The organism is Caproicibacterium sp. XB2 (assembly GCF_044880635.1).
Lineage (GTDB): Bacteria > Bacillota > Clostridia > Oscillospirales > Acutalibacteraceae > Caproicibacterium > Caproicibacterium lactatifermentans.
The window spans coordinates 1,681,246-1,702,588 of record NZ_CP173227.1 but is presented as its reverse complement, the minus strand read 5'-3'; the positions used below and the strand labels follow the sequence as shown (position 1 = coordinate 1,702,588).

At 53.2% G+C, this 21,343-nt stretch carries 19 protein-coding genes; 11 read left to right on the top strand and 8 right to left on the bottom strand.

The genetic code is table 11. The features are described from left to right. The first annotated feature begins 14 nt into the window (after nucleotides 1–14). The 7 genes from ACIHKT_RS08555 (at nucleotide 15) to ACIHKT_RS08525 (ending at nucleotide 9,029) form a co-directional block, all read left to right on the top strand. Nucleotides 15–1,031 (top strand): hypothetical protein, encoded by a 1,017-nt coding sequence (locus ACIHKT_RS08555; protein WP_086036577.1) that lies wholly within the window; start codon nucleotides 15–17, stop codon nucleotides 1,029–1,031. Between the two features lie 140 nt (nucleotides 1,032–1,171). Next, nucleotides 1,172–2,188 (top strand): type I glyceraldehyde-3-phosphate dehydrogenase, encoded by a 1,017-nt coding sequence (gap, locus tag ACIHKT_RS08550; RefSeq protein WP_086036576.1) that lies wholly within the window; start codon nucleotides 1,172–1,174, stop codon nucleotides 2,186–2,188. Between the two features lie 325 nt (nucleotides 2,189–2,513). Next, entirely contained in the window at nucleotides 2,514–4,478 is a 1,965-nt protein-coding gene (glgB, locus tag ACIHKT_RS08545; RefSeq protein WP_174403038.1) for a 1,4-alpha-glucan branching protein GlgB, read from the top strand. A gap of 153 nt (nucleotides 4,479–4,631) precedes the next feature. After that, complete coding sequence (locus tag ACIHKT_RS08540) at nucleotides 4,632–5,858, top strand: glucose-1-phosphate adenylyltransferase (protein ID WP_086036573.1); 1,227 nt, start codon at nucleotides 4,632–4,634, stop codon at nucleotides 5,856–5,858. Further along, the gene (glgD, locus tag ACIHKT_RS08535) at nucleotides 5,855–6,970 is read left to right on the top strand and encodes a glucose-1-phosphate adenylyltransferase subunit GlgD (protein ID WP_404352317.1); all 1,116 of its coding nucleotides are present in this window, start codon (nucleotides 5,855–5,857) and stop codon (nucleotides 6,968–6,970) included. Before ACIHKT_RS08540 ends, glgD begins: the two co-directional genes overlap by 4 nt. 56 nt (nucleotides 6,971–7,026) lie before the next feature. Beyond that, entirely contained in the window at nucleotides 7,027–8,451 is a 1,425-nt protein-coding gene (glgA, locus tag ACIHKT_RS08530; protein WP_086036901.1) for a glycogen synthase GlgA, read from the top strand. Between the two features lie 140 nt (nucleotides 8,452–8,591). Then, nucleotides 8,592–9,029 (top strand): hypothetical protein, encoded by a 438-nt coding sequence (locus ACIHKT_RS08525; protein ID WP_086036571.1) that lies wholly within the window; start codon nucleotides 8,592–8,594, stop codon nucleotides 9,027–9,029. Here ACIHKT_RS08525 and ACIHKT_RS08520 read toward each other — a convergent pair. Then, nucleotides 8,962–9,669 (bottom strand): helix-turn-helix domain-containing protein, encoded by a 708-nt coding sequence (locus ACIHKT_RS08520; RefSeq protein WP_086036570.1) that lies wholly within the window; start codon nucleotides 9,667–9,669, stop codon nucleotides 8,962–8,964. The two genes, ACIHKT_RS08525 and ACIHKT_RS08520, sit on opposite strands and share 68 nt — an antisense overlap. A gap of 123 nt (nucleotides 9,670–9,792) precedes the next feature. On the opposite strand from ACIHKT_RS08520, the gene ACIHKT_RS08515 reads away from it, so the two are divergent. The 3 genes from ACIHKT_RS08515 (at nucleotide 9,793) to leuB (ending at nucleotide 13,734) form a co-directional block, all read left to right on the top strand. After that, nucleotides 9,793–10,533, top strand: a complete 741-nt coding sequence (locus ACIHKT_RS08515; RefSeq protein ID WP_086036569.1) for a histidine phosphatase family protein — start codon at nucleotides 9,793–9,795, stop codon at nucleotides 10,531–10,533. A gap of 373 nt (nucleotides 10,534–10,906) precedes the next feature. Continuing rightward, nucleotides 10,907–12,616, top strand: coding sequence for a 2-isopropylmalate synthase (leuA, locus tag ACIHKT_RS08510; protein ID WP_404352314.1), 1,710 nt, complete (start codon nucleotides 10,907–10,909; stop codon nucleotides 12,614–12,616). Between the two features lie 47 nt (nucleotides 12,617–12,663). Next, nucleotides 12,664–13,734 carry a 3-isopropylmalate dehydrogenase gene (gene leuB, locus ACIHKT_RS08505; RefSeq protein WP_404352313.1) on the top strand — a complete coding sequence of 357 codons (1,071 nt, stop codon included), beginning with the start codon at nucleotides 12,664–12,666 and terminating at the stop codon, nucleotides 13,732–13,734. A gap of 80 nt (nucleotides 13,735–13,814) precedes the next feature. Here leuB and ACIHKT_RS08500 read toward each other — a convergent pair whose 3' ends face one another. Genes ACIHKT_RS08500 through ACIHKT_RS08470 form a run of 7 tightly spaced genes read right to left on the bottom strand, consistent with a single transcriptional unit; the run spans nucleotide 13,815 to nucleotide 20,270 of the window. After that, the gene (locus ACIHKT_RS08500) at nucleotides 13,815–14,045 is read right to left on the bottom strand and encodes a hypothetical protein (RefSeq protein ID WP_086036566.1); all 231 of its coding nucleotides are present in this window, start codon (nucleotides 14,043–14,045) and stop codon (nucleotides 13,815–13,817) included. Between the two features lie 32 nt (nucleotides 14,046–14,077). Next, complete coding sequence (rsmA, locus tag ACIHKT_RS08495) at nucleotides 14,078–14,944, bottom strand: 16S rRNA (adenine(1518)-N(6)/adenine(1519)-N(6))-dimethyltransferase RsmA (RefSeq protein ID WP_086036565.1); 867 nt, start codon at nucleotides 14,942–14,944, stop codon at nucleotides 14,078–14,080. A gap of 15 nt (nucleotides 14,945–14,959) precedes the next feature. Next, entirely contained in the window at nucleotides 14,960–16,162 is a 1,203-nt protein-coding gene (locus ACIHKT_RS08490; protein WP_174403037.1) for a homocysteine S-methyltransferase family protein, read from the bottom strand. Between the two features lie 36 nt (nucleotides 16,163–16,198). Continuing rightward, the gene (argS, locus tag ACIHKT_RS08485) at nucleotides 16,199–17,890 is read right to left on the bottom strand and encodes an arginine--tRNA ligase (RefSeq protein WP_086036563.1); all 1,692 of its coding nucleotides are present in this window, start codon (nucleotides 17,888–17,890) and stop codon (nucleotides 16,199–16,201) included. Further along, entirely contained in the window at nucleotides 17,793–18,320 is a 528-nt protein-coding gene (locus ACIHKT_RS08480; RefSeq protein ID WP_086036562.1) for a DUF1934 domain-containing protein, read from the bottom strand. Before ACIHKT_RS08480 ends, argS begins: the two co-directional genes overlap by 98 nt. Then, nucleotides 18,302–19,144, bottom strand: coding sequence for a glutamate racemase (gene murI / locus ACIHKT_RS08475; protein ID WP_086036561.1), 843 nt, complete (start codon nucleotides 19,142–19,144; stop codon nucleotides 18,302–18,304). Before murI ends, ACIHKT_RS08480 begins: the two co-directional genes overlap by 19 nt. A gap of 49 nt (nucleotides 19,145–19,193) precedes the next feature. Then, a complete protein-coding gene (locus ACIHKT_RS08470) occupies nucleotides 19,194–20,270 on the bottom strand; it encodes a D-alanine--D-alanine ligase family protein (protein WP_338031354.1) in 1,077 nt (358 codons plus the stop codon). Between the two features lie 241 nt (nucleotides 20,271–20,511). Here ACIHKT_RS08470 and ACIHKT_RS08465 point away from each other — a divergent pair, with 241 nt between their 5' ends. Continuing rightward, nucleotides 20,512–21,327 (top strand): hypothetical protein, encoded by an 816-nt coding sequence (locus tag ACIHKT_RS08465; RefSeq protein ID WP_086036559.1) that lies wholly within the window; start codon nucleotides 20,512–20,514, stop codon nucleotides 21,325–21,327. Nucleotides 21,328–21,343 lie beyond the last annotated feature (16 nt).

Sequence of the window (21,343 nt, the reverse complement as noted above, 5' to 3'; positions counted from 1 at the left end):
AGTGTTCTTGTTTCATGAAACGAAAACTGCCGTGGGCTGCTTTTATTGTGACGATGGGTGCTGCCCTTGGGCTGCGCCTGTGCCAGTCCTCCATAGGGGAAACGTGGGGGACGGTCAGCATGGTGCTGTGTGCCGTGCTGCTGGGCGGCGGCGCCGTCTGCTTCTTTTCGGCGCTTTCGGAAAAGACTTTTGTCCGTTTTCCGGCGCACAGCACGCTGTTGGGAGTTATCTGTTTGGCGGCGGGCGCGCTGCTGGCGGGTGTATCCGTTGTCTTTCAGGCGTTGAACCGCACTGCAAAATTTGCATACGGCACGGGTGTGTGTACGCTGCTTGCCGTTTTTGCCGGACTGGTTCTGTTCCTGCAGGGCAGCCTGTTCCTTGCGGGCGGTCAAAATTTTTTCCATAGGCACCCGTTGCTGGCGCTTCTGCCCAGCCTATGGTGCTGTGGCGAGCTGGTACTGCAGTTCTGTGTCAATGCGGAATCGGCGATTAATATGGAAAATATTCTGCATACGGTATCTCTCATTTTCCTGCTTTTCACGCTGGAGTCTATGGCACAGATGGTGTCCGGCGTGCGGCGCGTTGCCTGCGGACGGCTGTATGCATTTGGGTTGCCGGCAGTGCTGGCAACGGCGGTATCGGTTCCCTCGCAGGCTGGGATGGCGTCGTTCCCGCCGGGGCTCGTGTGGGTGCTGCTGGTACTGGCGGTATTTACACTGATTTCACTGTTGACGCTGCGGCCAATGTCCCTGGAAGAACTGAATGAGGCGGAAGAAACGGATGAGGAAAAACCGGAGATTCGTCCGGTCATCCGCAAAAGCGGCCACATCGTTTTGCCGAAGAACCGCCGCCCAGCCCGCCGCCCTGTGGTGGCCTCTCGTGAAGACCCGCGCCCTATGCTGCAGGAAGAACTGGACGCCCGGCTGGAACGCACGCTGATGCAGTATCTTGCGCAGCGCTACCGCCCGCAGTGCTATTTTTACCCCGCCCACGAAAAGGAAGAACCTTTTCAGGAATCTCAGGAAGAGTAAAGCATAAAAGAGGGCCCCTGCGGCCGGAAGTTTTGGCAGATTATCATAAAAATTCGTTTTATAGGTTACAGACACTTGTAAAACCGGCAGAAATGCTATAAAATAAATACCAGATTAAAAAAATCAGGAGGTACAGTCCAATGATTAAAATCGGTATTAATGGCTTTGGACGGATTGGCCGTCTTGTCTTCCGCGCAGCGGTTGCACAGCCGGACGTGTTCGAGGTCGTAGGCATCAATGACCCATTTATGGCACCGGATTACATGGTATACAACGTAAAGTATGATACCATGCACGGCCGTTTCAACGGTGACATTTCCTTTACGGAGAATGCTCTGGTCGTCAACGGCAGAAAAGTTGCCGTCTTCGCTGAAAAGGACCCGGCGGATATTCCGTGGGGCAAGATCGGCGCAGAGTACGTTGTTGAATCCACCGGTGTTTTTGCAACTACCGAAAAGGCTTCCGCTCATTTGAAAGCTGGCGCAAAGAAAGTTGTTATCTCCGCTCCTGCAAAGGATAAAGAGACCCCGACTTTCGTCTGCGGTGTTAACCTCGACACCTATACCTCTGACATGAACGTTGTTTCCAACGCTTCCTGCACCACCAACTGCCTGGCTCCGCTGACAAAGGTTATCAACGACAAGTTTGGCATTGTTGAAGGCCTGATGACCACCGTGCATTCCACCACTGCTACCCAGAAGACCGTTGATGGTCCTTCTAAGAAAGACTGGCGCGGCGGCCGTGCGGCTTCCGGCAACATCATTCCTTCTTCCACCGGTGCTGCAAAGGCCTGCGCTCTGGTTATTCCGGAAGTCAAGGGCAAACTGACCGGCATGTCCATGCGTGTACCTACACTGGACGGTTCCGTGGTTGACCTGACCTGCAGCCTGAAGACTCCTACCACTTACGAGGATATCTGCAAGACTGTTAAGGCAGCTGCAGAGGGCCCGATGAAGGGTATCCTGGCTTACACAGAGGACCCGATTGTTTCCTCTGATATTCTGGGAGACCCGCACACCTCCATTTTCGATGCGAATGCCGGCATCATGCTGAACGATCATTTTGTTAAGCTGATTGCATGGTACGACAACGAATGGGGCTACAGCAACAAGGTCCTTATGCTTATCCAGCACATGAATGAAGTAGACCACAAGTAATTTTTGCCTGTGGCTCTCTGCTCTGCATTGCAAAGTGCAGGCAAGCGCCTTCTCCGGCCCGCCGGGGAGGGCGCTTTTTTCATATGCCTTTGTCAGTGTGTGCGAAGCCGACGGCTTTTTTAGCCCAGTGCGTTTATACTAAAAAGGGTATGGGTTTCCTGCGGCGGATACATAAGATGTTTTATAACATAATGAACAAAAAACATGGGTATAGTTCGGACATTTTCTGCAATATTTTCAAAAAAGTCTTGAAATTTTGCCGCTTTGTGATATGATTACAATATAAAAACCGGATAAATTCCCATTTACAGAGGAGCTGTTTGATATGCAAAAAAGCGATTCGCAGAACGACAACCTGCCGCTCTATCTGTTCCATCAGGGTACAAACGTGGAAGCGTTCCGGTACCTAGGAGTCCACTGTATGGAGGACGAGGGCCGGGTACAGACAACTTTTCGTGTATGGGCACCAAATGCGCAAAGCGTTTCCGTTATTGGCGACTTTAACAGCTGGGACGAAACCAAAACGCCCATGGAGAAAATTGGTACAGGCGTGTGGGAAGCTAGCGTGCCGTTTGGTCTGGAAGAGTATGGGCGATACCAGTACTGTGTGACCTGCGCGGACAGGCATCAAGTGCACAAAAGTGACCCTTATGCCTATTTCTTTGACACGCGTCCCGGTACGGCCAGCCGCTATTACGACATAGAGGGCTATCAATGGCACGACACCAGCTGGCAGCACCACAAAGAACAGGAACCGCACTATGAGAATCCGGTTAATATTTATGAGGTGCATTTGGGTTCCTGGCGGCGTTATCCGGACGGCAATGTCTTCAATTATGACAAGCTGGCGGAGGAACTGGTTCCTTATGTAAAAGAAATGGGGTACACCCATATTGAAATTATGCCCGTCACTGAGTATCCATTTGATGGCTCATGGGGGTATCAGGTAATCGGCTACTTCGCGCCGACCTCCCGCTATGGTACGCCGAAACAGTTCATGCATTTTATAGATGTTTGCCATAAGGCGGGCATCGGCGTGATTATGGATTGGGTGCCGGCCCATTTTCCAAAGGATGAGTGCGGGCTGGCCAAGTTTGACGGGACGCCCTGTTATGAATATGCGGACCCGCGCAAAGGGGAGCACATGGACTGGGGCACCCTGGTCTTTGATTACGGCCGCCCGGAAGTGATTAGTTTTCTCATTTCCAGTGCCATTTTCTGGTTGGAAAAGTACCACATTGACGGCATTCGGGTGGACGCGGTAGCTTCTATGCTGTACCTCGACTACAGCCGCCAGCCCGGCCAGTGGATACCCAATAAGGACGGCGGCCGCGAGAATTTGGAGGCGATTGCCTTCCTGCAGAAACTGAACGAAGCGGTCTTTGCCCGTTTTCCCACCGTGATGATGATTGCAGAGGAGTCCACCAGCTGGCCAATGGTGAGCAAACCTACTTACATGGGTGGGCTTGGCTTTAACTATAAGTGGAATATGGGCTGGATGAACGACATGATGCACTATATGTCGCTGGACCCGCTGGGGCGAAAATATAACCAGAAAGACATCACATTTTCATTTTTCTATTCTTTTGCGGAAAATTTCGTCCTGCCGATTTCCCACGATGAGGTGGTGCACGGCAAGTGTTCCCTGATGAACAAAATGCCTGGTACAGCTACGCAGAAGTTTGCGGGTGTCCGTGCTTTTATGGGGTACATGATGGCGCATCCCGGCAAAAAGCTGCTGTTTATGGGTACAGAACTGGGACAGTTTATTGAGTGGAACTATAAGCAGGAATTGGATTGGCTGCTGTTGCAGTACCCGCAGCATGAGGCGCAGCACCGTTTCTTCCAGGAACTGAATCATTTTTACCTGAAGAATGCCCCGCTGTGGCAGGTAGACTTCGATTGGTCCGGTTTCTCGTGGATTAGCAACGATGACTGTGACCAAAGTGTCATTGCCTTCCGCCGTTTTGACAAAAAGAAGGACGAGATTATCATTGTCTGCAATTTTGTGCCGGTGGAGCGTACTTCCTACCGCATTGGTGCACCGTATGACGGTGTTTATGAGGAAGTTTTTTCCACGGACTGGAGCCGCTTCGGCGGCAGCGGCATAGAGAATGGAAGCCATATTGTCAGTGATAAAACATATCCTATACATGGCATGGAGCAGTCCATTGAACTGCACTTGCCGCCGCTTTCTACTATTTACCTAAAACGAAAGAAAGGAAGAGGGCTTCCGGCAAAGAAGAACCCGTCCGCTGAAACCGTGCGGGAAAAAACGCCGGAGCCGTAAAACAGTCAGTAAAAGCACCGGTGGGCCCAAAAACTACCGGAGCCGTAAAATAGAAAGTGCGGGCTGAAGAAGACCCGAAAGAAAGAGGCTGACAGCCTCCGCGGACTGCAGCAGCTTGCTGAAAATCAGTGTATTGTTTAAGGAGGAATAACCATGTTGCCAAAACAAGATGTTGTGGCTATGATTCTGGCGGGCGGCCAGGGCAGTCGGCTTGGCGTGCTGACCAAAAAACTTGCAAAACCGGCAGTTCCCTTCGGGGGGAAATACCGTATCATAGACTTTCCGCTTTCTAACTGTGTGAATTCCGGCATTGAAACGGTTGGCGTTTTAACACAGTATCAGCCGTTGGAGCTGAACGAATACATCGGTTCCGGACAGCCGTGGGACTTGGACAGCATGACGGCCGGTGTGCGGGTGCTGCCGCCGTATCAGCGCAGCCGTAAATCGGACTGGTACAAGGGCACCGCAAACGCCATTTATCAGAATATCCCGTATATTGAGCGCTACAGTCCGGAATATGTGGTTATCCTTTCCGGTGACCATATTTATAAAATGGACTACTCCAAGATGCTGGCCTACCATCGGGAGAAAAACGCGGACTGCACCATCGCCGAAATTGAGGTGCCTATGGATGAAGCGCCCCGCTTTGGTATTTTAAATACCAATGAAGATGAATCTATTTATGAGTTCGACGAGAAGCCGAAACACCCCAAGAGCAATAAGGCCAGTATGGGCATTTATGTCTTTACATGGAAAAAGTTGAAAAAGTATCTGGAGCAGGACGAGGCAAACCCGAAGAGCAGCAACGATTTTGGGCATGATGTTCTGCCAGCAATGCTGAAGGCCGGCGAGCGGATGTTTGCCTATCACTTTGAGGGTTACTGGAAGGATGTCGGTACGATTGAAAGCCTGTGGGAGTCCAACATGGACCTTTTGGACCCCAATGTGCCGCTGGACCTTTCCGATGATTCCTGGAAGATTTATTCCCGCAACCCAGTCATGCCGCCGCACTATATTTCCAAAGAAGCTAAGGTGCAGAACTCGCTGGTGGCAGAGGGCGCAAATGTGTACGGCGAAATTGATTTTGCCGTTCTGTTCTCCGGTGTTTACATTGCACCGGGCGCGGTGGTGCGTGATTCTATTATCATGCCTGGTACGCGCGTGGAGGAGGGTGCCGTGGTGCAGTACGCTATTGTAGCGGAAAACTCAGTTATCGGCAAAGGCGCCATGGTTGGACAGCGTCCGGAAGATATGAAAAATAAAGACGAATGGGGCGTTGCTGTGGTTGGCAGCGATTGTGTCATCCAGCCGGGTGCGGTGGTACCGCCGAAAGCAATGGTAGATGCGGAAACACTGGCAGAGGAGGCGCAGAAGAAATGAGTGCAAATAAAGTACTTGGCATTATTTTCTCCAATATTTATGACGAGAAGATTCGGGAGCTGACCGAAACGCGCACCATGGCCAGCGTGCCCTTCGGTGGGCGATACCGTTTGATTGACTTTGTCCTTTCCAATATGGTGAACGCCGGCATTAACAAGGTCGGTGTGATTACTAAAAACAACTATCAGTCCCTAATGGACCATTTAGGCTCCGGCAAACCATGGGACCTTTCCCGTAAGCGGGAGGGACTGTTTATTCTGCCGCCGTTTTCCAACGGCAACTCGGAATACAACACGCGTATTGAGTCGTTGGCGTCTGTGAATCGCTTTTTCCAGCACTCCAATGAGGACTATGTGTTCCTTTCGGACAGCAATTATGTCTGCAATATCGATTGCAAGAAAATGCTGGAGTCCCACATCCAGACCGGCGCCGATGTGACGGTTGCCTACCGTTTCGGCCGTATTCCGGAAAAGTATGCGGACACTGTCAGCTATGAGATTGACCCCGACGGTCGTGTACGGGACGCGCTGGTAAAACCAAATATCGACGGTGCCTGCAACTATGGTCTGCCCATGATGATTATCAGCAAAAAACTGCTGCTGAAGCTGGTTTCGGACTGTGTCAGCCGCAACCAGTACGATTTTGAGCGCGACCTTATCCAGCGGAATATCCCAAATTATCACTTTAATGGCTATGAATTCCCCGGATTTTTCCGCTCAATTTGCTCCATGAATGACTATTTTGAAAGCAATATGGCATTGATGCAGCCAAAAGTGCGCGGTGAGCTGTTCACGCCGGAGCGTCCCATTTACACCAAAGTACGTGACGACCCGCCGGCCCGCTATGGCCTTGACAGCCATGTTTCCAACAGCCTGGTTGCGGACGGCTGCGAAATAGAGGGCGATATCGAAAATTGTGTGCTGTTCCGTGGTGTACATATCGGTAAAAATTCCAAAGTCAGCAACTGCGTCATTATGCAGGACAGCCAGATTGGACAGAATTGCCGGCTGGACTATGTGATTACAGATAAAGACGTTGTCATTAAAAATGAGCGTTCTATGATGGGATTTCAGTCCTATCCGGTGTTCATCAACAAGGGCAGCATTGTCTGACCGCGGGGCAGAGCTGGAGGCCAGCAGACATAACTTAGAAAGGGATGATTCTCAAGATGAAGATTTTATATTGCACCAGTGAAGCACGCCCGTTTGCCGCAACCGGTGGCTTGGCGGATGTGGCAGGCTCTCTGCCGCAGGCACTGCGTCAGCGGCTGATTGGCTGCCGCGTGGTTATGCCGCTGTATGAAGATATTCCGCAGGAGCTGCGCGATGATATGAAATTTGTCACCAGCCTGTCTGTACCAGTTGCATGGCGGCGGCAGTACTGCGGCGTCTTTGAGGCCCGCTCCGGGGGTGTCATTTACTACCTGATTGATAACCAATATTACTTCAAGCGCAAGGGCCTGTACGGTCATTACGATGATGCGGAGCGGTTTGCGTTCCTGTCCCGTGCCGCACTGGAAATGCTGCCGTACATCGATTTTAAGCCGGACGTGATTCACTGCAACGATTGGCAAACCGCCATGGTGCCGGTGTACTACAGCCTGTTCTATGCAAACAACGACTGGTACCGCGGCATTAAAACAGCCATTACTATTCATAATATTCAGTATCAGGGCAAGTACGGCAGGGAACTGGTGCAGGATGTACTGGGCGTACCGGAAAGCGATTTCCCGATTCTGGAATACGACAAATGTGTGAATATGCTGAAAGGCGCCATTGAAACGGCCAACCGTGTTACAACTGTCAGCCCTACCTATGCACAGGAGATTTTGGACCCGTGGTATTCCTATGGCTTGGACGGCATCCTGAAACAGCGGCAGTGGAAGCTTTCCGGTATCCTCAACGGCATTGACACAGTTGTCTATAACCCGGCGACGGACCCGGATATTTACAGCCATTACTCGGAAGATGACATTTCCGGCAAGGCGGAAAACAAGCGTGCCCTGCAGGAACGCCTCGGCCTTGCACAGGAACCGAATACACCGCTGATAGGCATGGTTACCCGTTTGGTTGCGCATAAGGGACTGGACCTTGTGAAAGAGGATTTGGACCATTTGCTGCAGAATACAAATATGCAGTTTATCATTCTTGGCAGCGGCGAGTGGGAATATGAGCAATTCTTCCAGCAGATGCAGAAGAAATATCCCGGAAGGGTATGTGCTTGCCATGGCTTCGTACCGGAGCTGTCCCACAAGATTTATGCCGGTGCAGATATGTTCCTGATGCCAAGTAAAAGCGAGCCGTGCGGCCTGTCACAGATGATTGCGCTGCGCTATGGCACTATTCCGATTGTGCGGGAAACCGGCGGCCTGAAGGATTCTATTCAGGACAGCGGTGACGGAAAGGGCAACGGCTTCACGTTCCACGACTATGACAGCGGCGATATGGATAATGCCGTTCACCGCGCATTGAGCGGTTACAGCGACCAGGATGGTTGGAAGGTTCTGGTGCAACGTGCTATGAACTGCGATATGAGCTGGGGCAAGTCCGCCAATGAGTACATCCGTCTGTACCGCAATATGATGAAAGAATAATTCCTCCTTTTCTACAAATAAAACAGGGCAGCTGCACGGCGCTTTGGGGCGCCGCCGCAGCTGTCCTGTTTTTTGTTTGGTTGCAAGTTCTTTAGAATTCGTTTATACTAAACGGATAAGAAGAAAAGAGGCTTTTCACCATGAAATTTACACCGGAACAAAAGGAAATCCTCTGCAGTATGCTGGAACACCGCCGTTTTCCGGTGGTGCGGTTTGAACTGCACCGGGAGGATGACCCCAAACACTGGAAAATCGAACGGAATTATATTTATATGACGGCCCCGGCGGATTCCGATGAGCTGGTTGCCGCCCGCAGTGAAGCGCTGTGCACCCTCATGGAACAGGGTGTGATATTTATTGATTACACAATCCATACATGGGTGCAGGGAGATTATGATGTGTATTACCACAGCAAACTGTATGAAAACCTGTGTCACACCATGCTGCAGCAGGCGAACTCCCCACAGACAGAATATGACCTGCCCTATATGCGAAAGGGATACGTTTCCTTTACACCTGTTTTTTTGCGCCGCCTGCCCCGCCAGCAGGACCCATACGAATCTCAGCACGCTGAATGAGGGTAAATAGGGCGGAGGACAGCGCCGGGTACAGTTCCGAAAGCTTTTCCGGGCTGAGGGAGGGCACTGCTGTTTTTAGCACCCGTACAAGGCCGTCTACATCTTCACCGGAAAGCAGGCAGCGGATATTGGAAAGTGCCACTTCTCCGCTGGCGGCTGCGCGGCCGTCGGCAAGGTGTTCGGAAATGGCGAACATTCCCTGTGGGTTTTTGTTGTTTGCCGCATAAAGAATACGAAATACCCGATAAACAGCCGCGAACAGATAGACAGAAACCTCATCGGTCAGGTCACTGCTGCTGCAACTGTGTGCAATGGCGTACAGCGTGGCGATGGACCGTTCCACAATGGTTTGTTCCGCCGGTGCCTGCACGGTTTCCTCCGACGTGCCGTCCGCCTGTGTTGATACCGGTACCTCGGCGGCAAAACCGGCCGGGTGCGGTGTGCGGCCAAGCAGGTAGTCACAGGAAACACCGTAAAAATCCGCAATTTTTACAACGAAGTCCAGTCCGCACTCACGGATGCCTTTTTCGTAATGAGAGAGCAGTGCCTGTGAAACGCCAAGACTGTTTGCAACAGATTTCTGGCTGAGTCCGCGTTCCTTGCGCAGCAGCGTAATCAGGCGCGGAAAATAGCTGTTCAAAATCTGTCCCTCCCAGTCCATTCATACGGAAATTTGTAAAATAACGTAATGTAAAGTATAAACTAAAATTAACTGGATGTAAACTGCTAGATGTCATGTTTTTTGCAAAAAAGGAGCTATATCATGCAATCATATCTCATTCACCTGATTCGGCACGGCCTGACAGCCGGAAACCTGGAGGGACGCTATATCGGCAGCACCGACCTACCCCTGTGTGAGGAGGGGGAAAGGCAGCTGAAGGAACTAAGAAAGCACCACCCATACCCCGAGGCGGAGGTCTGCTATTCCAGCCCCATGCAGCGCTGCCTGCAGACAGCGGGCCTGCTGTATCCGGACCTTACCCCACAGGTTATTACAGACTTTCGGGAAACGGATTTTGGTGCGTGGGAAAATAAAACCGCCAAGGAACTGGCGGCAGAGGATCCCTCGTTTGTAGAGTGGATGGAGGGTGGAAAGGCGGTTACACCGCCCGGCGGCGAAAACGGCGGCTGGTTTATGCAGCGTACCTGCGCTGCATTTGAGGACCTAGTGGATGGTATGCTGCGTACGGATACCCACACGGCAGTGGCTATTTTGCACGGCGGTTCGATTATGTCCATTATGGCAGCATACGCGCTGCCGCGGGCCAAATTTTATGACTGGCTGACACAGCCGGGCTGTGGGTATTCCCTGCGGATTACACCTGGGCTGTGGATGCGTTCCATGGTCGTGGAAGCATACCAGACAATTCCGATGGAAGGCAAGCCGACACAGGACGAGCAAACCGCGCACCTGGTGCTGGATGCGGCCCGTGCGGCGGCAGACCACCTGTACGGTGAGGAAAAAACGGATAAAGAACCTACAAACGACAAAAATCAGGCTTGACACGCGGCTTTTTCTTGCGCTATAATAGACAAAAATCAATCATTGACAAGGCAATGACGGGAATAAGGCACAGGCAGGCTGCTGCAGAGAGCCGGCGGGCGGTGTAAGCCGGTACAGATGCGTGTGCGTATAGCTCATCCCTGAGCCGCCATCCCCGAACTTCTTTCAAAGTAGGGGCGGACGCTGCGGCAGCGTTATCTGCCGGGGCCTTCTCCATTTTGGACGAGGCCGCAGAGGGCCTCTTTAAGGCTGAAGCTGGGTGGTACCACGGCGTAACTTTCGTCCCAGACACGGTGTATTTCCGTGTCTGGGACTTTTTGTTCCCTGCCCACAGGCCAACGATACAAACGCAGAAAAGGAGAGCTGATAGAACATGAACAACGCCTATAAAAAATATATCCCCTTCCGGCAGATTCCTCTGCCGGACCGGAAATGGCCGCAGAACACTATCACCAAGGCGCCCGTCTGGTGCAGCGTAGACCTGCGTGATGGTAATCAGGCACTGGTGGACCCCATGAATCTGGAAGAAAAGCTGAATTTTTTCCAGATGCTGGTAGACGTTGGTTTCAAGGAAATTGAAATCGGCTTTCCGTCCGCTTCCGAAACCGAATATGAAATTTGCCGTACGCTGATTGAGCGTGACCTGATTCCGGACGATGTGACCATTCAGGTGCTGGTTCAGGCGCGTGAACATCTGATTCGCAAAACCTTTGATGCGATTCACGGCGCCAAAAACGTCATTGTCCATTTCTATAATTCCACATCTACTTTACAGCGCAAAATTGTATTCCGTACAGATATGGACGGTGTAATTGACATTGCTGTTGATGCGGCAAAGCTAATCCGGAAACTGACCGAAAAGGAAGTTTCCGAAACCAACATGAACATCCGATACGAATATTCGCCGGAAAGCTTCAGCGGCACCGAAGTGGAAAATTCCGTGCGCATCTGTGATGAAGTACTGGAAACATTGGGTGCGGCGCCGGAAAAGAAAGTCATTATCAACCTGCCGGATACAGTGGAGATGTGTACGCCGAACACCTATGCGGACCAGATTGAGTATTGTATCCGCAACATGAAGCACCGCGACAGCGCCATTATCAGTTTGCACCCGCACAACGACCGCGGCACCGGCGTGGCTGCCACGGAATTGGCGCTGCTGGCCGGCGCCGAGCGTGTGGAAGGCACCCTATTCGGCAATGGAGAACGCACCGGCAATGTGGATATTGTCACGCTGGCCCTCAATATGTACTCGCAGGGGGTGGACCCGCAGCTCGACTTTTCCGATATCCGCCATGTACGGGAAGTGTATGAACACTGCACCAGCATGAAGGTTCCACCGCGTCAGCCTTATGCGGGTGATTTGGTATTTACCGCATTCTCTGGTTCTCATCAGGATGCCATCAAAAAGGGCGTAGATGCAATGAAAGCGCACGATAAGCCTTATTGGGAAGTGCCTTATCTGCCCATCGACCCGGCGGACATCGGCCGTGCATATGAGCCGGTTATCCGCATTAACAGCCAGTCCGGCAAGGGCGGTGCAGCCTTTGTTATGCAGCAATCCTTCGGGTTCCAGCTGCCAAAGGCGATGCAGGCGGAGTTCGGCGCGGTGGTTAAACAGGCCTGCGACGAGGCGGGCCGAGAGCTGCTGCCTGAGGAAGTTTACGGTCTGTTCAGCAAAGAGTATCTGGAAGTGAAATCACCGTACAATTTGAAAGCCTATAAGCTGGCCGAAGAAAACGAAGACGAGGAGAACGCAGAGGGTTCCGGTGCCGTCAGTTTTTCCGGCAACCTGCGTTTCCACCATACAGACCACCCTGTCAGTGCCGTGGGCAACGGCCCAGTAGACGCCTTCTTCCGTGCGCTGGCACAAGTCAGCATTCGGGACTACAGCTTTGTCACCTATCAGGAACACGCTATTTCCCGCGGCTCGGACAGTAAGGCTGTTTCCTACATTCACCTGAAGGACGCACAGGGGAAGGACGCGTTTGGTGTGGGCATTGACAGCAACATCAGCCTTGCCTCCATTAAGGGAATTATTTGTGCCATCAACCGCAGCCGCAGAGCGAAAGCAAACCAGTAACCTAAACAGTATTTTATTCTATATTTTCTATTTGGGAGGTTATGAATATGCAGACATATCAGATTGCCGTGCTGAAGGGTGACGGTATCGGTCCGGAAATTGTAGAGCAGGCCATGAAGGTACTGACCAAGGCCGGACAGAAGTTTGGCTTTGCGGTCCAGTTTCAGCAGGCGCTGCTGGGTGGTGCGGCGATTGATGCCGACGGTGTGCCGCTGCCGCAGAAAACAGTGGACATCTGCAAGGCAGCGGACAGCACGCTGCTGGGCGCTGTGGGCGGCCCGAAGTGGGACGGCCAGCCCGGCAGCAATCGCCCGGAAAAAGGGCTTCTGGGCATTCGGTCGGCGCTGGGACTGTTTGCAAATCTGCGGCCGGCGGTCATTTTTCCAGAACTGAAAAGTGCATCGCCGCTGAAGGACGAGATTATCGGTGACAATCTCGATGTCCTTATCGTTCGTGAACTGATAGGCGGCATCTATTTCGGTGAACGTGGCCGCTGTATAGAAAACGGCCAAGAGGCCGCTTATGATACTGAAAAGTACAGCGTACCGGAGATTGAGCGCATTGTGCGGGTAGGCTTCCAAATGGCCATGAAGCGCCGGAAAAAGATGTGCAGTGTCGATAAGGCTAATGTGCTGGAGTCTTCCCGCCTGTGGAGAGCCACGGTACAGCGGCTGAGCAAAGAGTATCCGGAAGTGGAAGTTTCCTATATGTATGTGGACAACTGCGTCATGCAGCTGGTGCGCAACCCGCGCCAGTTTGACGTGATTGTTACCTCTAATATGTTTGGTGACATTCTTTCGGACGAAGCGAGCATGATTTCCGGTTCCATCGGCATGCTGGCCTCTGCCAGCCTGAACGACACGAAATGCGGCCTGTACGAGCCGATTCACGGTTCCGCACCGGACATTGCGGGCACTGGCAAGGCAAACCCGCTGGCGACCGTTTTATCGGCCGCTATGATGCTGCGCTATTCACTGGACCAGCCGCAGGCGGCGGACGCCATTGAGGCGGCTGTGTCCAATGCACTGACAAAGGGCCGTACCTGTGACATTGCCGGTAAGGGCCTGCCGGTCCTTTCCTGCAGTGAGATGGGCGATTTGGTGTGCAGTCTGCTGTAACATTCTAATAAAATAGAAAATGCTGCCGGTCCCTGTGGAATTACCCGCGGGACCGGCAGCATTATTTTTATCGGTTGTTTTTACGGTTGGGGAGAACTGTCAGGCTTGTCCGGCACGTCTTCCGGAAGCGGTTCTTCCCACGCATGGAAGGCCAGATAAATGCCGCCCAGCGCGGTGACAACAGCGACGGAAGCCGCCGCGATTGACCAGCTGTCCCATTCCAGCGGGCTGGACACCATCGCAAGCAGCGTACAGCCGAGGGAAATAAAGAAAAAGATTTCTGACATTTTTCCATCTGACCAGTCCAACACAGAAGAACACCTCCATAAACAGAATCAGCGTTTTAGGACGGAAAGGCAGCGGGATATAAAAGATTACTCAGTGCAGCCAGCTGTTCCAGTGTCAGCCGTTCCGCCCGCACCGAAGCCGGCGCGTCTATTTGCTTCAAAGCTGCCTGCACGGTGGCTTTCGGCAGGGAAAGTCCGGCAGAAACCGCATTTGCGGCCGCTTTTCGCCGCTGACCAAAGGCAGCCCGCACGACACGGAAGAAGAACGTCTCGTCCCGCAGCTGTACCGGCGGCGCTTTCCGAACCCGCAGCTGAATGACGGCGGAGTCCACTTTGGGGCTGGGCAGAAAACTGCCGCGGCCTACCGGAAACAGCAGCTTTGGCTCGGCATAATACCACACAGCCGCACTGACGGCGCCGCAGGCACGGGTACCGGGAGCGGCGCACAGGCGTTCAGCTGCTTCTTTCTGCACCATGACGGTCAGGAACTCAATGGGCAGCTTTTCCTCCAGTAATTTCATAATCACAGGAGAAGTGATGTAGTACGGCAGATTGGCACATACCGCAATGTGCATTCCGGCGAATTCCTGCTGCAGCAGGGCGGGCAGGTCCAGTTTCAGGACATCTCCCTGTACGACGTGAACGTTCTGGAAAGGCTGCAGCGTTTCCGCCAGAACGGGAAGCAGGCGGCGGTCCAGTTCCACCGCACAGACTTTCTGTGCGCGTGCGGCCAGCTGAACAGTCAGTACGCCAATGCCCGGGCCAATTTCCAGCACACCGCAGTCGGGGCCAGTGACACCTGACTCCGCCATACGGGGACAGACCGTTGGGTCAATGAGAAAGTTTTGTCCCAGCTGCTTGCGAAATGTAAAACCATGGCGGGAAAGCAGCTCCCGTATGGTTTGTCTGTTCGATAAATCCATGACAACTCCTAACGTTCAGTACAGGACAGCGCCGTATTTTCGTGCAAGCGGTTCCAGCACTTCTGGTTCCAGCTCGCAGTCACTGTCGATAATCAGCCGGCCCTGAAAATACCGCAGTGCAGCGTTCAGAACCGGTTTGGAGTCGGCGTGTACGGCAATGGGCTGACGCGTCATGTGCGCAGCGGCGGCAAGAATTTTTGCGTCAGTCAGGTCCGTGACATTCACTAGCGTAATGCTGGCGGAGTCGTCGTCCATTGCAATCAGTTCCTCGCCCAGCCGTGCAGAACAGGTCAGCGGCCGGCTGAAGGAATAGTCATCCGCAAGGAAGAAAGCTTCGTTCTCAATGGTGGCCGCGTTGCAGTCCGGCTCCCGCGGTATTTTCGGCGGGGTGTACGTTTTCAGTAGGTTTTTCAATGCCCGAATATGGGCCGGTTTGGTAAACAGGCATCCACCGACAATGGAAGCTCCCGTGTCCATCAGGCGCCGCATAGCGGCAGCCCACTGTTCGGGTGGCAGCTGTGTGTTGCCGGGGCGGGCAATCAGCGGTACAGTGGTATGCGATGCTGCATCTTCCATGAGGCGAACCATTTTGTCCGGAGCACAGGTGAAGTTGAGACCGACAGCATCCGCACCCATGGCCTGCAGAGTGAGCAGGACAGGAAGCAGATGGGCACCGGTTGCGGTGCGCCCCGCTTTGTCAACAGCAATGGTAACGAATACCGGCAGACGGCTGGTGCGGGAAGCCAGCACCAGCGCGCGCATATCGGACAACGCCGCTTGGGTGCCGGCCAACAGAAAATCCACACCAGCCTTTTCCAGTGCGCGTACCTGCTCCCGGTAAATGTCATAGACATCGTCAAAGTCGGCTTTACCGTGCGGAGGCACCAACAGGCCGGTCGGTCCTACCAGTGCGCCAACCGGATGCCCGCCGGCATTTTCACGGCTGAGAGCCGTAAGCCGAAGATTCAGTTCCTCAGTCCTGCCGGCAAGGCCAAACGGTGCCAGACCGGCGCGATTGGCGTGCAGTGTCGGGGAAAGGATAGCATCGCTGCCGGCAGCAAGAAAGCTTTGCTGCACCTGCCGCAGAAGGTCAGGGTGGTCACAAGCCCACTGCTCCATGCAGACACCGCTGGGCATACCGGCAGCCGTCAGGTTTGTGACAGCGCCGCCGTCCAGCAGCATGGGCAAAGGGAATGGAAACTCTTCCACTCGCTTCATCACCTGCTTTTCAAAGATTCGGAACAAAACCGAAACTCACATGGATTCCGGTGCTGTAATTTTCAGCAGAGAAAGCACATTGTGCAGAACAGTACGCACACAGCTGCACAAATACAGCCGTGCGGCAGCCAGGGAGGATTCTTCCCCTTTAATTCTGCACGCGCTGTAAAATTTATGGAACAGCGTAGCCAGCGTCAGCGCATAACGCGTCATGCGGGCAGGGTCATAATCTTTTGCAGACTCGATAATTTCGCCGGTATAAGCGGATAGATGGTGAATCAGTTCGATTTCTTCCGGCGCGGTCAGCAGGGCCAGTTCCTCATCCGTGCAGTCCCGCAGTTCGACGCCCTCTTCTTTCATGGTGCGGAACAGACTGCACAGGCGGGCGTAGGCGTACTGCACATAGTAAACCGGATTCTTGCTGTCCTGTTGAACAGCCAATCCAAGGTCAAAGTCCATTTCTGAATTCGGCTCCCGCATATTGAACAGGAAGCGGGCAGCATCTACCGGAACTTCGTCCAGCAGGGTGACCAAAGTGATGGCGTTGCCGCTGCGTTTGCTTGCCTTGACAACTTGGCCGTCACGCACCAGACGAACCATCTGCATCAGCAGGACATCCAGCCGGCTGGTATCTACACCCAGTGCCTGCAGGGCACCTTTCAGGCGGGGCACATAGCCGTGGTGGTCGGCGCCCAGCACATCAATGGCCTTGTCAAAGCTGCGGGTGACCAATTTATTATAATGATACGCAATATCCGGAACGACATACGTCGGAACACCGTTGGCACGCACCAGAACGAAATCTTCGGAGCCGTAAGGCTCGCCCTTAAACCAGAGGGCGCCGTCCTTTTCATAGGTGGCGCCGTGTTCCTTCAGCTGCTCAATGACGCGCCTAACCGCGCCGCTTTGGTGCAGTGTGGATTCCCGGAACCAGTTATCATACCGAATGCGGTATTTAAGTAAGTCGTCCTGCAGGCCCTGAATATTCAGCGGCAAGGCATAGTCAACCAGTGCCTGCCGGCGCTCCGGATCCGGTGCGTTCACATAGCGGTCACCGTTTATCTTGGCAAAATTTTTGGCGTGTTCCGTGATGTCCGCACCATGGTAGCCATCCTCTGGGAAGGGAACCGCATCCTCACCCTTGTACAGCTGCAGATAGCGGGCTTCCAGCGACAGGCCAAATTTGTTGACCTGATTGCCAGCATCATTGACGTAGAATTCTCGCTGTACCTGATAGCCCGCGGCGTCCAGAACAGAGGCCAGGCAGTCGCCAATCGCACCGCCGCGCGCGTTGCCGATGTGCATGGGGCCGGTCGGGTTGGCGGAAACGAACTCTACCAGCACACGTTTTCCGCCGCCGAAGCTGCTGCGGCCGTAGGATTCACCGTTTTTGGCAACGTCACGCAGCACCGCAGTGTAGAATTCCGGCCGATAGAAAAAGTTTAAAAAGCCGGGGCCTGCAATTTCACAGCGGCTGAAAAATGTATCATCCAAATGAATGTTTGCTGCCAGCGCCTCCGCAATTTTGCGCGGCGCCATGTGGAATGCGCGCGCGCTGACCATGGCAGCATTGGCGGCCCAATCACCGTGGGCACGGTCGGCTGGAACTTCCAGTGTAAAATCAGGAAGTTCACTGGCAGGCAGCGCCTGCGCTGCCTGCGCTTTGGCTGTGGCTGACAGGATTTCCTGCCGCAGCTGGTCCTTTGCCTGCTGTACGTATTTTGACATTTTTATGGTCTACCTCCTTGACGGTAATGTAAATCTGGTTCACGCTGGACAAATTTGCGTTTAGGTCCAGTGTATAATTGACAATCAGCCGGCCGCCCTCATCTGTCAGCTGGTTGTCCACATTGGAAGTATAAACCCCCAGCATCATTTGGCCGTATTCGGTGGAGTACTGGCACATATGCCGTTTTCCGTTTTCGAGAATCAGACGGGTGCCGTCCATACCGCCGCGCATCAGGGTAATACAGCGGCTATCCTCCACTTTCAGCACAGAGGTCTGTGAGTGGTTGGTATCCTTATCATATTCTTTATAAGTGATAAAACGCTTGCCGTTTTTTTTAATATAGGAACCAAAGGCGGTTACTTCAATTTCACTGGTTTGGTCGTTGACCATTTGGCGGCCGCGTATGGAAATCAGATAGTTTTCTTCCATGGAACAGCTCCTTCGTATTTATCAATGTCAACCAAATGTACGTCGCTGTGTACATCTTCACGCAAGAAAAAGCCGGCGACCTTTGAAAAATCGTTAATGCGGTCGCTGACAAAGAATGAACAACCGCCGCTGCCGCCCTGTGCCAACAGGCTGTCCTTTTCCAGCAGTGTCCGGCAGTAGACAGCTGTTTCGCGCCCGCTGTCAATCAAGCGGACCTTTTCGCCCACCACTTCACCGATGATGCGCTTGATGATAGGGTAGTGGGTACAGCCGAGAATGACGGTATCCACGTCCGCTGCACGCAGCGGTGCAAGATATGTTTCCGCCACTTTTTTTGTAATATCGGGGTGCTCCAGCGAAAAACCGGACTCTACAATGGGAACGAACAGTGGGCAGCTTTTGGCAAAAACCTGCAGCTGCGGGTTCAGTGTTTGCAGTGCCTGTTGAAAAGAACCGCTGCGAATGGTCGCGGCAGTCGCAATTACGCCGATGCGGCCGTTGTGGGTGGCCGCCGCCGCTGCGCGGGCGGTTGGCTCCAGCACGCCGGTGAAAGGAACGGGAAGTTCCTTTGCCAAAAGGGAGCCGGCCACACTGCTGGCAGTGCCGCAGGCCGCCACAACCATTTTGACATTTTTGCTCATCAAAAAGGCGGCGTCCTGACGGGAATACTGGGTGATGATTTTGGGGCTGCGGCCGCCGTAAGGCACGCGGCCTGTGTCGCCAAAGTAAACAATTTGCTCCTCCGGCAGAATGCGCAGCATTTCACGCACAGCGGTCAGGCCGCCGAGGCCGGAGTCAAAAACGCCGATAGGCCGATTATCCATATTCTCTGTTGTCCTTTGCTGTAAAAATTTACAAAATGGGCCGTATGGCTCACATATAGCGTTTGCGTTCTTCGGCCAGAGAGATGAGTTCGTCCAGCAGCTGGGCGATCGGCTTGCCGCAGGCTTCCCACAGCTTGGGGTACATACTGATGGCGGTAAAGCCGGGCAGTGTGTTCAGTTCATTCAGCAGAACCTCTTTGCCGCCGCGCACGAAAAAGTCCACACGGGCAAGGCCGGTGCAGCCCAGCAGCCGGTAGGCACGGCAGGCAATGTGCCGCAGTTCATCGGCAACAGGGGCGTCCAGATGTGCCGGAATGTACAGTTGACTCTTGCCGTTTTTGTACTTATCGTCATAGTCATAAAATTCCGCGCCAGCGCCGATTTCGCCGACGATGCTGGCCTGCGGGCATTCGTTGCCCAAAACGGCGCACTCCACTTCCTGCCCATCGATGGCTTCTTCCACAACGATTTTGCTGTCCTGCAGGGCTGCAAGGGCAACGGCGGCGTCCAGCTCATCGGTACTTTTTACTTTAGAGATGCCAACACTGGAGCCGGCATTGGCGGGCTTCAGGAAGATAGGCCAGCCGAGGCGGGCGTCAATTTTACGCTGGATTTTCAGACGGCCCTCACCGCTGTAATTTTCGGCAAAAAACCATAGAAAATGTGCCTGCTTGATATTCCAGCTGGCCAGCAGGGTGTGGGTGACGGCTTTGTCCATGCAGCAGGCACTTGCCAAAGTGGGGCAGCCGACATACGGAATGCCGCTGACGTGCAGAAGGCCCTGAATGGTGCCGTCCTCGCCGTTTTTGCCGTGCAGGGCGGGAATGACGCAGTCCACATGAATGGTCTGGAAGCCGTCCGGTCCCTCGGTTACGATGCCGTGTACGGAAGTGTCCGGTGAAATACAGGCACGGCGGCACGCGGCGGTGTCCGTTTCCCATGCGCCGGAACGGATGGAATCGGTGGAACCGCTGTAAAGAAGCCAGCGTCCGTCTTTGGTGATGCCCAGTGTTAAAACGTCGTATTTATCTTTGTTTAGGTTTTCCGCAATGGTGGCCGCCGAAACACAGGACACTTCGTGCTCGGATGAGCTGCCGCCAAACAGAACTGCTACTGTTTTCTTCATAATATTTTCCTTCCATGAAGCGCTGCAGCGTTTTTCCGACGGGCGCTTCTGTCAGATGCTTTTCTGTATTTTGATATACAATTTATCATACCACAACCCCCGCCCGGACGCAATGCTGACAACCGTATAAATGAATGATGACAAAAAGCAGTTTATGTAGTATAATAATGAAAACCTAATCCTTAGAAATGAAGTGTCTGTCCCATGGCGGGCAGGATAATATGATACAGGAGTGATGACTTTGGAGCAGAAGGCGTTTAAGCAGGTTGTAACCCGGCTGCGTGCGGTGCTGGAAAAGCAGGGCTTTCCGCTGAACCAGGACAGTGTATGCCAGAACAGCGAGGGAATGCATGCGTTTTTCATTGGCCGGGAAATGGCCTACGGCGTCTTTTATGAAGCGGAGAAAAAGCGCTTTATCCTGCGCTACTGCAGTGTGGAAAACGGCCAGCCGGAGGGCAAGTGGCGAAACCGTTCCGCTCTGCTGTTTGACCCGGAGAACGAGGAAGATGCCAGTCGCCAAACGGACAGCATTATTGCCGACTTTACCGATGAAGTTACGGAAAAGGATAATAAGGAAGCGGTTGTGCAGCGGGTGACGAAGCACCGCCGCCACCGTGGGGAAGAAAGCAAGACGGATGCCCTCTTCTTTTACAATCGTCTTGTCAATGTTTTTCCTGAGCTGCGGGAGGAAATTATTCAGGAACGCGTTACCTACGGACAAATCCGCACGGCAACCTTTGCCCGTGAAAAAGTTCTGCCGAAAATGCATACCCTTTTGCAGGGAGATGCCCAGAAGCAGCAACTAAAAAAGCTGGCGGAAATTTACAGCGAGCTGTATGCCAACGGTGACACCGATGTGCACGCGGTTATTACCTTTGTTTTGCTCAATTCCCTTTCCGATGCGGAAGTGGAAAAATTGGAACCGTACTTTACACCGGAAATGAAAATTGGCTGCCAGTTTGCCCGCAAGATGCGCGGCAAAAAACTGAAGCCGGAAAAGCCGAAGAAACAGTCGAAAAACCGCGTCGTTGCTACCCTGAATGACATGGAGCGATAAAGCAAAAAAGCAAAAA